This is a genomic window from Leisingera sp. SA32, from assembly GCF_056033425.1.
Genome location: NZ_JBVYHB010000004.1, coordinates 40594 through 53323 on the forward strand (window position 1 = coordinate 40594; position 12730 = coordinate 53323).

11 protein-coding genes are annotated in these 12730 nt (G+C 61.6%); 4 read left to right on the plus strand and 7 right to left on the minus strand.

The genetic code is table 11. The features are described from left to right. Positions 1–11: 11 nt before the first annotated feature. From AC0IPL_RS07530 to AC0IPL_RS07560, 7 genes are read right to left on the minus strand one after another with little or no spacing between them, the layout of a single operon-like run. On the minus strand, positions 12–341 hold the full coding sequence (locus AC0IPL_RS07530; protein ID WP_474273272.1) for a hypothetical protein: 330 nt from the start codon (positions 339–341) through the stop codon (positions 12–14). Continuing rightward, positions 338–2875: a cytochrome c oxidase subunit I gene (gene ctaD / locus AC0IPL_RS07535; RefSeq protein WP_474273273.1), complete on the minus strand. Its 2538-nt coding sequence runs from the start codon at positions 2873–2875 to the stop codon at positions 338–340. The genes AC0IPL_RS07530 and ctaD overlap by 4 nt, the downstream gene beginning before the upstream one ends. Before the next feature lie 10 nt (positions 2876–2885). Next, a complete protein-coding gene (gene coxB / locus AC0IPL_RS07540; RefSeq protein ID WP_474273275.1) occupies positions 2886–3827 on the minus strand; it encodes a cytochrome c oxidase subunit II in 942 nt (313 codons plus the stop codon). Then, positions 3824–4324 (minus strand): c-type cytochrome, encoded by a 501-nt coding sequence (locus AC0IPL_RS07545; protein ID WP_474273277.1) that lies wholly within the window; start codon positions 4322–4324, stop codon positions 3824–3826. The genes coxB and AC0IPL_RS07545 overlap by 4 nt, the downstream gene beginning before the upstream one ends. Positions 4325–4332: 8 nt before the next feature. Further along, entirely contained in the window at positions 4333–5151 is an 819-nt protein-coding gene (locus AC0IPL_RS07550; protein WP_474273279.1) for a c-type cytochrome, read from the minus strand. Positions 5152–5182: 31 nt separating this feature from the next. After that, positions 5183–6967, minus strand: coding sequence for a GMC family oxidoreductase (locus tag AC0IPL_RS07555; RefSeq protein WP_474273281.1), 1785 nt, complete (start codon positions 6965–6967; stop codon positions 5183–5185). Further along, on the minus strand, positions 6967–7653 hold the full coding sequence (locus AC0IPL_RS07560; protein WP_474273283.1) for a gluconate 2-dehydrogenase subunit 3 family protein: 687 nt from the start codon (positions 7651–7653) through the stop codon (positions 6967–6969). Before AC0IPL_RS07560 ends, AC0IPL_RS07555 begins: the two co-directional genes overlap by 1 nt. 130 nt (positions 7654–7783) lie before the next feature. Here AC0IPL_RS07560 and AC0IPL_RS07565 point away from each other — a divergent pair, with 130 nt between their 5' ends. From AC0IPL_RS07565 to AC0IPL_RS07580, 4 genes are all read left to right on the plus strand, one after another. Further along, positions 7784–8800 carry a sodium:calcium antiporter gene (locus tag AC0IPL_RS07565; RefSeq protein WP_474273285.1) on the plus strand — a complete coding sequence of 339 codons (1017 nt, stop codon included), beginning with the start codon at positions 7784–7786 and terminating at the stop codon, positions 8798–8800. Between the two features lie 97 nt (positions 8801–8897). Further along, positions 8898–9665: a hypothetical protein gene (locus AC0IPL_RS07570; RefSeq protein WP_474273287.1), complete on the plus strand. Its 768-nt coding sequence runs from the start codon at positions 8898–8900 to the stop codon at positions 9663–9665. A gap of 79 nt (positions 9666–9744) precedes the next feature. Beyond that, a complete protein-coding gene (locus AC0IPL_RS07575; protein ID WP_474273288.1) occupies positions 9745–11346 on the plus strand; it encodes a sodium:solute symporter in 1602 nt (533 codons plus the stop codon). Positions 11347–11349: 3 nt separating this feature from the next. Continuing rightward, positions 11350–12462, plus strand: coding sequence for a mechanosensitive ion channel family protein (locus tag AC0IPL_RS07580; protein ID WP_474273290.1), 1113 nt, complete (start codon positions 11350–11352; stop codon positions 12460–12462). Positions 12463–12730: the final 268 nt, after the last annotated feature.

A 12730-nucleotide genomic window follows, 5' to 3' on the forward strand; every position in this document is an offset into this window, starting at 1 on the left:
TTGGCTCCTTTCTACCCGTGACAACCGGGCAGGATCAGCACCGGTGTGAGATTGGCGAATATCGCGATGAGCGAGATCAGCCCCGACCACCACCCGGCGCGCAGCAGGGCAAAATCGTCCCTGGTCAGCCGCGTGCGGCTTCTGCGGTGAGACGCCCCCCACATCCAGAAGATCTGCAAGACCGCGGCCGACGCCGTCAGCACGGTTGCGGCGATCACAAGGTGCTCGCTGGCGAGCAAGGCACGCGGCGCGCAGGCAGCCGAGATCAACGCATAGATCGCCGCGAAATGCAGTGCCCAGAGCAGCACGGGCTTGGCGATGCCATGGATCAGCTGCCTCATACCGCACCTCCAGCCAGCAGATAGGCGACCGCTGCTGCACCGCCCATGATCGCCACAACGCGCGCATAGGTGGCAATCAAGAGGTTCGGCAGCATCTGCCCCGGTTTCACAGCACCCACGGCCTTACGCAGCGCATTGACGAGCGACCAGTAGATCAGCACCGCCAGGTAACTCAGCACGAAAGCAAAGAGGGCCCAACCCACTGCAGCATAGGCAGAGCCGTAGGGATCAATCGGGCGGATCGACAGGTACAGCAGCGCCCCGAGTGCGGCAGCGCTGAGCGCGAGGCCCAGATCAATGACGATGACCGGCTTGACCGCGGCACCGAAGGCCGCCCGTCGGCTGGCCCAGCTGAGCGCGAGCAGCATCAGCGACAGAGCCAGCGCCACGCCCGCCGCAAGCGGTTCGGCTGAGGGCGTGATCTCGGCCCAGTGCGGTTGCGTGTTCCATAGGTATAGCCCGGCAAAGAGCAGCGAGGTAAAGAGCGCCGCGGAGATCAGCATTGTGCCGATCAGCGCGAAGTTCAGATGGCTGCGCGGATCGACGGCATTGACCGGCAAACGCAACCCGCGCAACCCGCTGTCACGAAGCACGCCGCTGTCCGAAGGCTCCCAGACCCAGCGGGTGATCCCGGCGAGCGTAATGGCAAAGCCGACCGCCACCAGCCAATAAGCCGAGGCCAGCGTCGCACCAAAGCCAAGCGCCAGACCGAAGGCGGTGATCAGCGGCACCCAGGTGGGGTGCGGCAGCCGCAGGATCTGCAAGGGTGCACCGGTGATCGGATCATTGCCCATGGTTTCGCGCCGATGATCGGTGCAGGGGCGCAGCGCGCCTTCGACTTCGCGGCCCGGGCGGTCCGTCAGCTCCGGCTGGTCCCACAGCGGCTCGCGCGAGCGGACCTCCGGGATGGCGTGGAAGTTAAACCCCGGCGGGATTGGCCGGTACAGCCACTCCAACGTCGCCGCCCCCCAGGGGTTTCGCTTCGCCCGTCGGCCATTGCGTTTGTGCCAGAAGAAGTCAAATACAAAGAGTGCCACGCCGGCTGCCAGGATATAGGAGCCGATCGAGGACAGCATATTGAGCCGGTCCCAGCCCAGCCCCTCCGGATAGCTCGCAATCCGCCGTGGCATTCCGCGCAAGCCGGTGAGGTGCATCATAAAGAAGGTCAGGTTAAAGCCGATGAACATCAACCAGAACACCCAGCGGCCTAGGGTCTCGGACATCATCCGCCCGGTGAACTGCGGCATCCAGTAATAGAGCGCACCGAACATCGGGAAGACGAAGCCGCCGATCAGCACGTAATGCAAATGCGCCACGACAAAGTAGCTGTCATGGGCTTGCAGGTTGAATGGGACGGCGGCGACCATGACGCCCGTCAGCCCGCCGAGCACAAAGATGAACAGAAACCCGAGGATGAAAAGCATCGGCACGTCCATCCGCGGACGGCCCTGGGCCAGCGTCGCTAGGAAACAGAAAATCTGCACCCCCGTGGGGATCGCCACCATCGTCGAGGCCGCCGAGAACAGGGTTAGGGACATGACCGGCAGGCCCGTGGCGAACATGTGATGCGCCCAGAGACCGAAGCTCAGGAACCCCATGGTCACCACCGCCGCGACGGCAAAGCCATAACCAAAAAGCGGTTTGCCCACGAAGGTCGGCAGCATCGTCGCCACCATCCCCGCAGCGGGCAGGAAGATGATATAGACCTCCGGGTGGCCAAAAAGCCAGAACAGGTGCTGCCAAAGCAAGGGGTCGCCGCCAAGCGTGATGTCAAAGAAGGGCAGGCCCAGCAGCCGCTCGGCCTCCAGCAGGATCGAGCCAATGATCAGCGGTGGAAAGCCGACGGCGATCATGAAGGCGGTGATCAGCAGATACCACATCAGGATCGGCATCTTGGTCAGGCTCATGCCCGGCGCGCGTGTGCAAAGGATCGCGGCGATGATCTCCACCGCGGCGGTGACCGAGGCGATCTCGGCGAAGGTGATGCCGATAAGCCAGAAATCCGCCGACAAGTCCTGCGTATATACGCTGGTCGAGAGCGGCACATACATGAACCAACCGCCTGCCGGGGCGGCGTCGAACAGGAAGGACGACAGCACGATTATGCCGCCGAAAAGATAGCAGTAATAGCCAAAGGCCCCAAGCCGGGGAAACACCAGGTCGCGCGCGCCGACCATCAGGGGGATCAGATGCACCGCGAAGCCTTCCAGCATCGGAATGGCAAAGAGGAACATCATGATCGTGCCATGCATGGTGAAGACCTGGTTATAGGTCTCGGAGTCGAGGAATGTGTTGTCGGGCACGATCAACTGCGTGCGCACCAACAGAGCGAGAACGCCGGCGATCAGGAAAAAGACAAAACCGGTGACGAGAAAGCGCTTGCCGACGACGCGGTGGCTGACCGACGACAAATAGCGGATGCCCGGCGGCGCGTCCCAGATGCGCTCGAACCCCTTGTCCGGTTCGCCCTTGGCGCTGCCGGAATAGGTCTCATCCTCGGGCAGGTCGACGACATATGCGGTGCGTTCGCTCATTCAAGGCCACTCATTTCAGGCTTGCCAGATAGGCCGAAAGCGCGCGCAGGTCGGGCCCCGGCAGGTGGTTGTAGGAGGGCATCTTGGCGCCCGGCTTCATTGCTTGCGGATCCGCGATCCAGCCCGCCAGCGTGCCCTGGTTCATCCGCCACATACCTGCGCCGAGGCTGCCGCGCCCGCCAACACGGGTGAGGTCCGGGCCCAGCACGCCGCCCTCGGCCACACCGCGGATTTCGTGGCAGGCCGGGCAGCCCGCTTCGATGAACACGTCGCGGCCGCGCAGCAATTCGGACCGGGCAGCATCCCGCGCCTCGCCGCTGGTGCGCTGCATCCATGCATCAAAGGTTTCGGGTTCCAGCACGACGACCTCAAAGGCCATCTTGGGGTGGGACAGCCCGCAGAACTCGGCGCATTGGCCGCGAAAGCGCCCGGTTTGGGTCGCCATCGCCGGCAGAGTGTTCACGCGGCCCGGGATCATGTCCATCTTGCCGGTAAGCTTGGGCACCCAGAAGGAGTGGATCACGTTGTCGGACTTCAGGCGAAAGGTGACCGGACGGCCCTTGGGAATGACGATCTCATTGGCCCCGCGCAAGGCCCACCCCTCGGGGTCATAGATCACATCCCACCAAAACTGTTTGCCGGTCACCTCAATCACCAGCGCGTCCGGCTCCTCAGCCGTGATGCGTTGCAGCGTCACGGTGGAAAATCCCATCAGCACGCCTACAAACACGAGCGGCAGCGCGATGCCGCCCGCCCAGATCCACCAGCGGTGCGGGGCCAGGCGACCGGCAAGCACGGCCCAGACAAAGAGGACAAGCAGCACGAAGATCACGCCAAAGGCCACGGTCATGCCGATGGTCAGACCATTGATCGCCGTGGCACCCACGCCCTCGGGTGCCAGTGCCGATTGCGCGCCATATTCCCCTAGCGTGGACTTTGCGATACCGCTCATTCGCGCACCTCCGATCCCAGAAGGTAGGCGGCGATGTCGCGGGCCTCTTGGTGGTCCAAACCGAGGTTCGGCATGGCAGTGGCGGGGCTATGGGCGGGCGGGTTCATCAACCAGCGGGTCAGATCGCCGGGCCTATTCGGCAGCACACCCGCGACATAGGACTGTCGGGCGAAGTCGTGCAGATCAGGTCCGACTGTGCCCTGCGCTGCGCGGATGCCCGGGACCTGGTGGCAGGCTCCGCAGCCATATTGCTGGATTAGGGTTGCGCCGCGCTGCGGGTCGGCATTCAGGAAACGGCGCGAGGCGACGTCATAGTTCGGTGTCTGCTCGGTCAGGCCCTGCCGGATGTGGATCCGGTACCACTCAGCGGCCTGTCGACTTGCTTCGCGGGCAGGGTCGGCCAGCACGGCGGCGAGGCTGCTCTGCGGAGGCAGGGCGGACCAGACCATCGCGGCGGCGATCACCAGCAGAACCGATATGATGGCGAAAAGACGCATTCGTCAGCTCACTGCGAGGGCGCCGTGGAGGGGGTCAGCAGCGGCGAGAATTCCGGCGGCAACGGCCGGGTCGGGCGGACGCGGTTGTAATAGGCGCTGACGGCTTCGATGTCCTTCTGGGTCATCTTCTTGGCAATGGCGGACATGACATTATCGACGTCATTGTCGCGTTTGCCTTCTTTCCACATCTGCAATTGATGCGCCATGTAGCTGGCGTATTGCCCGGCGAGATAGGGCACCGATGGCGGGTTGCCGAGGCCGCTTGGCCCGTGGCAGTTCACGCAGGCCGGCACGCCGCGTTCGGCGGAGCCTACGGCGCCCAATTGTCCGCCCCATTGCAAAGTCATGCCATCGACATCGGCTAAGGGTGGGGGGTAGGGCGCTGAAATCGTAGCGTAATAGGCTGCGACCGCCTCCTTCTCTTTCTCGGTCAGCTTTTTGGCGATGCCCGACATGACCCGGTTCTGCCGGTCGCCAGAGGCATAATCCTTGAGCTGCTTGTAGGTGTACCAGCCCGCCTGACCGGCCAGCCGCGGAAAGGCTCCCGAGCCGTCCCCCGTGCCATCACCGCCGTGGCAGGTGATACAGGCCATGCCGCTGTCGCCCGCCTCGGAACCGCCCATCGCCACCAGTCGCCCCAGTTCCAGCACATCGTCGTCCACCTCGGTATTGACCGTCGCGTTGAAGCGCAGAAACGCGTCCTCCAGCCGGTCCTCCATCGCCGCGATACCCGGAGCGGCCTCGTAATTCTGGGCCCGGATGAAACCGGCTGAGATGCCCAGGACCGCAATGGCGGTGCAGGATGTCAGAACGGTGCGGATTGTCATGGGTCGGTCCTTTCGATCGGTCACGGCTCTTTCAGGCATCCATCAGGGGAGCAGGGTTGGGCAGGTAGTCGCGTTTCATGTGCTCCAGCGTCCAATAGGCGAGGCCCATCAGCGGGCCGGTGGGGTTGTAGCCAAGGTTTTGCGGAAACAGGCAGGCGCCGAAGACGAAGACGTTGTGGTGATCCCACATCTGGCCATAGCGGTTGACGACGCTGGTTTCGGGGTCGGTGCCGATCACCGCACCGCCGACGTTATGCGTGGTCTGGTAGGGAACGATGTCATAGTGCTTGTCGACCCCGGCGAGATTGGTTCCTCTGACGGAGGTTACGTTGTCCATCTCGCGGGCCACCTCTATGGCGCGCTGCATCACGTAGTCCGACATCTTGCGGTCATTGTCGGGGAAATCGAAGGTCATCCGCAGCAGCGGACGGCCATAGGCGTCGGTCCAGGTGGGGTCGAGGTCAAGGTAGTTTTCAGGCGTGGAAACCGAGGAGCCATGCACGACCAGATCGGCGTGATGGTTGTAGTTCTCGCGCACCGCGCGCTTCCACTCGGCGCCCCATTTGGGCGTTCCCTCCGGCACGGGCTGATAGCCGATTGGGCGGCCGTGGTATTGTTTGCAGGCGATATAGCCACCCCCAACGAAACCCAACTCGCCGTGGTCGAAATTGTCGCCGTTGTAATCGTCGATCACCACGCCCAGCGCGCCCGCGCCCATGTAGGGATCGGTCTCGACGGTCTTGTCAAAGAAGGCATCAACCCCGGCGATGGTCTGATAGGCATAGTTGCGCCCGACCACGCCGGTGCGGGTTTCCGGGTCGTAGGGTTTGCCCAGGCCCGAGACCAGCATCAGATGCACGTTCCACAAGGCATAGGCGCTCATGCAGATCGTATCGGCCGGCTGAAAAACTTCTTCGCCGGTCTCATCAAGGTAGATGGCCCCGGTGGCAGTCTTGCCATCGGGGCTCTTCTCGATCCGCAGCACCTGCGCGTCGAAGCGGATCTCGAAATTCTCATGGTCCTTGATCCGATCATAGACGCAGATGATCGGATCCGCCTTGGCGTAATAACCGCAGCCAAACCGTTCGCAGAAGCCGCAATAGGTGCAGGGATGCAGCTGCGCGCCATAGGGGTTCACATAGGCCTGGGTGACATTGGCGGAGGGCATCGGGAAGGGGTTCAGCCCCAGGCGCGCTGCGGCCTCGCCAAACAGCGTGTTGGAAACGGGTTGCCGCATCGGAGGATTAGGGTAATCGGCGCTGCGCGGCCCTTCGAATATGTTGCCGCCGGGCTGGGCTTCGCCCCCCAGATTGCCCGCCTGTCCGGCAGCACCGCAAACCTTCTCGAAGAAATCCAAATGCGGCTCCAGTTCCTCATAGGTCACGCCCCAGTCCTGCACGCTGAGGTCAGGCCCGATAAAATCCTTGCCGTAACGCGCCTCGTAATGGCTGCGCATTTGTAAATCCGACGGCAGCGGCCGCCACAGCTGACCGTTCCAGTGGATGCCCGCGCCTCCAAGGCCGGAACCGGGCAAGAAGGATCCCAGGCGGCGCATCGGCAGTGCCTGCTGGTCGCGCGAGTTGCGGATGGTCAGGGTCTCTTTCCTGACATCCATCATGTGGCTGTAGCGATGGGCGTATTTCAGCTCGTCATGTTCTGCGGGCGCGGCAAAGGACGTGGCGGTATGGCGTTTCTTGCCGCGTTCAAGCACCACGCAGCGCTGTCCGGCATGAGCCAACTCGTAAGCGGCTGTCAGGCCGGTCCAGCCGCCACCAATGATGAGAACGTCGGTCTTGGGAAGGGACTTGCGCGCCATCAGTCCGCTCCTCCGCCGATCGCCCGGGGCGGCAAGGGGGGGCCGCCGCGGTCATGGGCAATGCCGCGTGGGGGGGGCGTGACAGAGCGCCTGTGTTCATCCACCCGTGCGATGTAATAGGCATGCGCACCGGGAAAGCCGACCATCCGCCAACCAGCATAATCATGGTTGCCCAAATAGATCGGGTCGGCAAAATAGCCTTGCTTGGTCAGCTTCCATAGTTCCGCAATCAGGGTGCCGGTGAGGTCCTCGCGCTGCGACACGTCCTCGACAAACGCGGCGCGGGTCGGGGCATCCATCGGGGCGATCTCACCCAGCTGGCGGGCCTGTTCGATCCCTTGGCGCAACAGCTGAGCCGGGGTAAATTCCAATTGGTACCCCTGTTCGGGAACCCCGGTGGGAAAGGGCGGTTCAAGGTAAAGCCCTTCACCGGAACCGTAAGCGGTCGCCATCTGGTGGTCGATGAAATCCACCACTCCGGCCTGCGAGGCGGAGGGAAATTCGTCCTGCGGGATGAAGACGTCAACCACTGCGGCGGTCCAGCGGGCTTCGTCATCTGTGAAGAAAGCCCAAGGTCGCTCATCACTGGCGGCAAAAGCGTGGGGAATTGGGGCACCGGCCCCTGCGATACCGGCGCCGACGGCGATTTGGGCCAAAACGGCCCGGCGAGAATAGCGTCTTGCCATGAAATTCGGCTCCGGCTTTAAACTCTAGTCTGACACTACTTTAACGGTGCACCCTTCATGTGGTTCCGAACTTTCTGCAATTTTTGCGCCTTAATTTGAACGGATTGCGCCGACTGCGCGTTGGCTATCTATGTTTGCAAGCCTGTCCACCCCGATCCTCTTTGCACTTGGCGGCCTCGCCGCGCTTGTCATTCTTGTCACCGGCTACCGCATGACCGGCCTCAGCGACCGGATCGCCGATCGCACCGGGCTGGGCGAGGCGCTGGTGGGCGCGGCTCTTCTGGGCGCGGCCACATCGATGTCGGGAACCGTGGTCTCGCTGACCTCTGCACTTGATGGGCGGGCCTCGCTCGCGTTTTCAAACGGTATCGGCGGCATCGCGGCGCAGACGGCCTTTCTGGCGCTGGCGGACATGATCTACCGAAAAGCCAATCTGGAACACGCGGCGGCGGATCTGGCGAATGTCTTTCAAGCTGGGCTACTACTGCTGCTGTTGACCGTCCCGCTGTTGGCCTATACCGCGCCGGAGGTGGCTTGGTGGGGGATCCATCCCGCCAGCATCGCGCTGTTTGTGATCTATGTGTACGGGATGCGTGCCACAGCTCGGTTGCGGGTAGATCCGATGTGGCACCCGGTGACCACGTCCGACACCCGCACCGATGAACCTGATGGCGACAGCGAGGCGGAGAAATCCGCAGCCGCGCTGATCGTGCCTTTCCTTGTCTTGCTTGTCATCATGGCGGTGGCGGGCTGGGGTGTCGCCCGGGTTGCGGCAGAGATTTCGGATCGGCTGGACCTGTCGGATACCGTAGTCGGGGCCACCATGACTGCGGTGCTGACCTCGCTGCCCGAACTTGTCACGACGCTGGTCGCCGTGCGCCGTGGCGCGCTGCAACTGGCGGTCGGTGGGATCATTGGCGGCAATACCTTTGACACGTTGTTCCTGACCCTGTCGGACGTGGGCTACCGTGATGGCTCGCTCTATCATGCGATCGGTGCCGACGACCTGTTCTGGCTGACCGTGGCGATGATGATGACCGCCATACTGAGCCTCGGACTGATCTTTCGCCAACGGCGCGGGATCGGCTGGGAAAGCATCGGTCTGCTGGTCGTCTATGTCGGCGCACTTGGGCTGCAAGTCATGTGAGGGTGGCCATCGCGACGGAACCTTTTCATCACCATTTCGTTACCCTTCCTATACTCGGGGCTTTGGCCGACCGGATTTTGCAGCAGGAGAATGGAAGATGAGACATGCGCCGCTTCTCGCTATCACCGTGATCGGGAGCCTTGCCGCCACCACCCTCAAATCGGAGACGGTTGCGCCAAGATTCACCCCAGATGACACATTGATCGCCCTGTCGAGCCTGAACGGCCACAAGCTGTTCGTTTCGGAGGAGGGGGAAGCCCTTGAAGACATCGACCTGAAAGAGCTGAAGGAACCTTTGGAAGACTGGAAAATGGTCGGGCGTGTCGCCGAACTGGTGATGAGCCGGGACGGCATCTTGCGCGGCGTCGTGATCGATGCCGGGGGGCTGCTGGGCGCGGGGGCAACGCGGGTTCTGCCGCTGGATGAGCTGCGTTTCTTGCCTGATGCGGATGAGGACAACGAGTTCTTCCTGCTTTATGTCGGCCAGGAGGAACAGCTGAAGGCCGCCCCGGAATATGACGAGAAACAGGTCCAGCTGCGCGCTGCCGACATGTACCGCGACGGAGAGAGGATCGAGATCGTGAAGATCGGCGATCTGGGGTCCGAACAGTTTCTGGGCCTTGCCGCCTTTGGCCAGAATGACAACTGGGTCGGCGAAGTGTCTCAGGTCACATTCGCAGAGAACGGAAAGATCGACAAAGTCATTTTGGATATCGGCGGCTTTCTGGGGTTGGGCGAAACCCAAATTGCCCTGTCGCTCGACATGATCGAACTGCGCCGCTTTGGCGCCGATGACCTGCGCGCCTATGTGTCGGCTACCGAGAAAGAACTGCAAGAAATGGAGCCTTGGGACGACGATAGCTAATACGCCACGCGCCGCCGTCACCTCGGCGCGAGAATGTGATGACCCCTGAGTCAGAAACATCAACAGACGGGAGAGCCCGATGGAGAGCGCGAAATTTGACCTTCACCTGATCGATTATGTGATCGTGTTAATCTACTTCGCCGGTGTCATTGCCCATGGCATTTACATATCGCGCAAACAATCCGGCGGGTCGGAGGACTATTTTCTCGCCGGGCGCTCCCTGCCTTGGTACCTGATCGGTTTTTCACTTTTCGCCTCCAACATGTCGGGCTCCAGTTTTGTTGGGTTGATGGGCGGAGCCTATGCAAATGGCGTGGTGATCTTCAACTATGAGTGGACAGCCGCCCTTGTTCTGATCCTCTTTGCGATCTTCATCCTGCCGTCCTACCTGCGGGCCAAGATTTCCACGGTTCCTGGGTTTCTGGAGGAACGCTACGACGTGCGCTCGCGGCGCGCGTTTTCGCTTTTTACCATTCTCGCCATCCTCTTCATCGACACCGCCGGCGCCCTCTATGCCGGTGGCTTGGTCATCTCGAATGTGACGGGGTACCTCAATCTGTGGGCGGCCGTCGCGCTTTTGGCTTTGGTGGCGGGCATCTATACGATCCTTGGCGGACTGTCAGCGGTTGTCGTCACTGACACGGTTCAAGCGATCTTGCTGATCATCGGCGCCGCAGCCCTGTTCTGGATCGGGCTCGACGAAATCGGCGGCTGGCAGGAACTCTTCACCGGTACACCGGAAGAACTGACCCATATAATTCTCCCGGCGGATGATGACTTTCTGCCTTGGACAGGGCTTCTGGGGGTCGTCCTTCTGGGCTTTTACTATTGGACGATCAACCAGTTCGTCGTGCAGCGCACGCTGGGAGCAAAGGATCTTAAAGAGGGCCAGATCGGGGCTATCTTTGCCGGCTTCCTGAAATTGCCGAACATCTTCTTGATGGTCTTGCCGGGGCTCATCGCGTTGAAGCTCTATCCCGATCTGGAAACCCCCGATCTCGCATTTCCGACGCTGGCGTTCGAGCTGATGCCGATCGGCCTGCGTGGTCTGATCATGGCGGCGCTGATCGCTGCGATCATGTCCTCGCTCGACTCGGCGCTGAACTCGGCCTCAACCCTCGTCGTCAAGGATTTCGCCGAACCGATGTTCAACGTTGACGAAGACAAGCAGGTCTGGCTGGGCAAGCTTGTGACCGCAGGGATCATGGTTTTCGGGGCTATTTACGCGCCAATGATCGCCGGGTTCGAGAGCCTCTTCAGCTATTTCCAATCTTCGCTTTCCTACATCGTGCCGACCATCGTGGTGGTTTACATCCTCGGGCTGATGTCCAAGCGGCTCAACGGCAATGGCGCCTTCTGGACAATCATTTTCGGCCTGGTGATCGGCATCCCGCTCTTTGTGCTGAAAGAGGTGACCAATTACTGGGCCTACATGGGGCTGCCAGAGATCCATTACACGGTGATGTCGTCGATCATGATGGCCATCGGGATCCTCCTGCATTTTGGTATTTCCTATGCCACCTCTCGCCAGGAGAAGGAGAACCTCGACGCGCTGGTCTGGCGGGCAGATGAAGCCAAGGAAATCTTCACGCAATGGGAAAAACCCTTGTGGCAGGACCGCACAGTCTGGGCCGGGTTGCTGGTGCTCGCCACCGCGGTCATGGTGATCTGGTGGGCCTGAACCATGGAGACGCTAAACCGCCTTGGCGAAAAAATGGGGTTGCAGCTTGACGCGGCACCCGATTTCCTCGCCCCGCTGCTGGCGGTTCTGGCTGCTTGTGGCGCGGCGCTGGTGCTGCATTGGCTCATCTACCGTGTCCTGAGCCGCTGGCTGTCGCGCGAGAACGCCACCGGGCACTCGCTGCTGCGTCGCGCACGCCGCCCCTCTCGGTTGGCCGCCGTGGTGGCCGCGTTGGCCTGGCTGCTACCGAACATCCAGCTGCCTTATGGCTGGCAGGCGCCGGTCGCGCATCTGTTCCTGATCCTTCTGATCATTCTCATTGGCTGGACCTTGATTCTCGTGACCAACCACGTCGCGGATCGCGCTGTGCGGCGTCATCGGCTGGACGTGGACGACAATCTTGCGGCCCGCAAGATTGTGACACAAGCGCGGGTGTTGCGCCGCACGACGAGTATTGTGCTGGGGATCTTTACAGTGGCCGGGGTCCTGCTGACCTTCGACAGCGTGCAGAAATACGGCGCCGGGCTTTTTGCCTCTGCCGGGGCCGCGGGTCTCGTGGTTGGTTTGGCGGCGCGGCCGGTGCTGACCAACTTGATCGCCGGGCTTCAGATCGCTATCACCCAGCCGATCCGGCTCGAGGATGTGGTGATTGTCGAAGATGAATGGGGCTGGGTCGAAGAGATCTTTGCCACCTATGTCGTTGTTCGGCTGTGGGACTGGCGCCGCATGGTGGTCCCGCTGTCCTATTTCATAGAGAAACCGTTCCAGAACTGGACCCGCGAAAGTGCCTCGATCATCGGCTCGGTGTTCTGGTATCTCGACTACACCGTGCCGGTCGAAAAGATGCGCGCCAAGCTGGAGGAACTGGCGAAAGCCTCGGATCTTTGGGATGGCAATGTGGTGAACCTGCAGGTGGCCGACACCGAAAAGGACAGCATCGCCGTGCGCGGCCTTGTCAGCGCCCGCACCTCACCCAAGGCCTGGGACCTGCGCTGCGAAATACGTGAGAAAATGATTGCCTGGTTACAGCAAGAATACCCCCAGGCTCTGCCGCGACTTCGCGTTGAGGCGAACAGTCAGATGCGTCCAGACAATGGCCGCGTTGATCACGCGTAGCCGAGCGTTAGGTCATTCTCCTATATTGGCGTTCCGCAGTTATGTGCAGGAAGGCGGAATTTTGAAACGACGACACGCACGGGGCAAGTCAAAAGGGATCTTTTCTGAACGGCGGCAAGTCGGGGTTGTAGAGGCAAACTGAAGTGTATGAAAGGTGGATCGTTCGCACACGCCCTCCGATCACCGGAGAATCGCTGTATAATTGGGGAACTTTCGACCAAACTGGGCGAGAACCCGTGCTTGCGCTTGCATTATGCGACCTCTGCCA

Excerpts from the sequence above, each read along its gene's own strand:
- AC0IPL_RS07530 (WP_474273272.1), bottom strand. The coding sequence starts at position 341 with ATGAGGCAGCTGATCCATGGCATCGCCAAGCCCGTGCTGCTCTGGGCA.
- ctaD (WP_474273273.1), bottom strand. The coding sequence starts at position 2,875 with ATGAGCGAACGCACCGCATATGTCGTCGACCTGCCCGAGGATGAGACC.
- coxB (WP_474273275.1), bottom strand. The coding sequence starts at position 3,827 with ATGAGCGGTATCGCAAAGTCCACGCTAGGGGAATATGGCGCGCAATCG.
- AC0IPL_RS07545 (WP_474273277.1), bottom strand. The coding sequence starts at position 4,324 with ATGCGTCTTTTCGCCATCATATCGGTTCTGCTGGTGATCGCCGCCGCG.
- AC0IPL_RS07550 (WP_474273279.1), bottom strand. The coding sequence starts at position 5,151 with ATGACAATCCGCACCGTTCTGACATCCTGCACCGCCATTGCGGTCCTG.
- AC0IPL_RS07555 (WP_474273281.1), bottom strand. The coding sequence starts at position 6,967 with ATGGCGCGCAAGTCCCTTCCCAAGACCGACGTTCTCATCATTGGTGGC.
- AC0IPL_RS07560 (WP_474273283.1), bottom strand. The coding sequence starts at position 7,653 with ATGGCAAGACGCTATTCTCGCCGGGCCGTTTTGGCCCAAATCGCCGTC.
- AC0IPL_RS07565 (WP_474273285.1), top strand. The coding sequence starts at position 7,784 with ATGTTTGCAAGCCTGTCCACCCCGATCCTCTTTGCACTTGGCGGCCTC.
- AC0IPL_RS07570 (WP_474273287.1), top strand. The coding sequence starts at position 8,898 with ATGAGACATGCGCCGCTTCTCGCTATCACCGTGATCGGGAGCCTTGCC.
- AC0IPL_RS07575 (WP_474273288.1), top strand. The coding sequence starts at position 9,745 with ATGGAGAGCGCGAAATTTGACCTTCACCTGATCGATTATGTGATCGTG.
- AC0IPL_RS07580 (WP_474273290.1), top strand. The coding sequence starts at position 11,350 with ATGGAGACGCTAAACCGCCTTGGCGAAAAAATGGGGTTGCAGCTTGAC.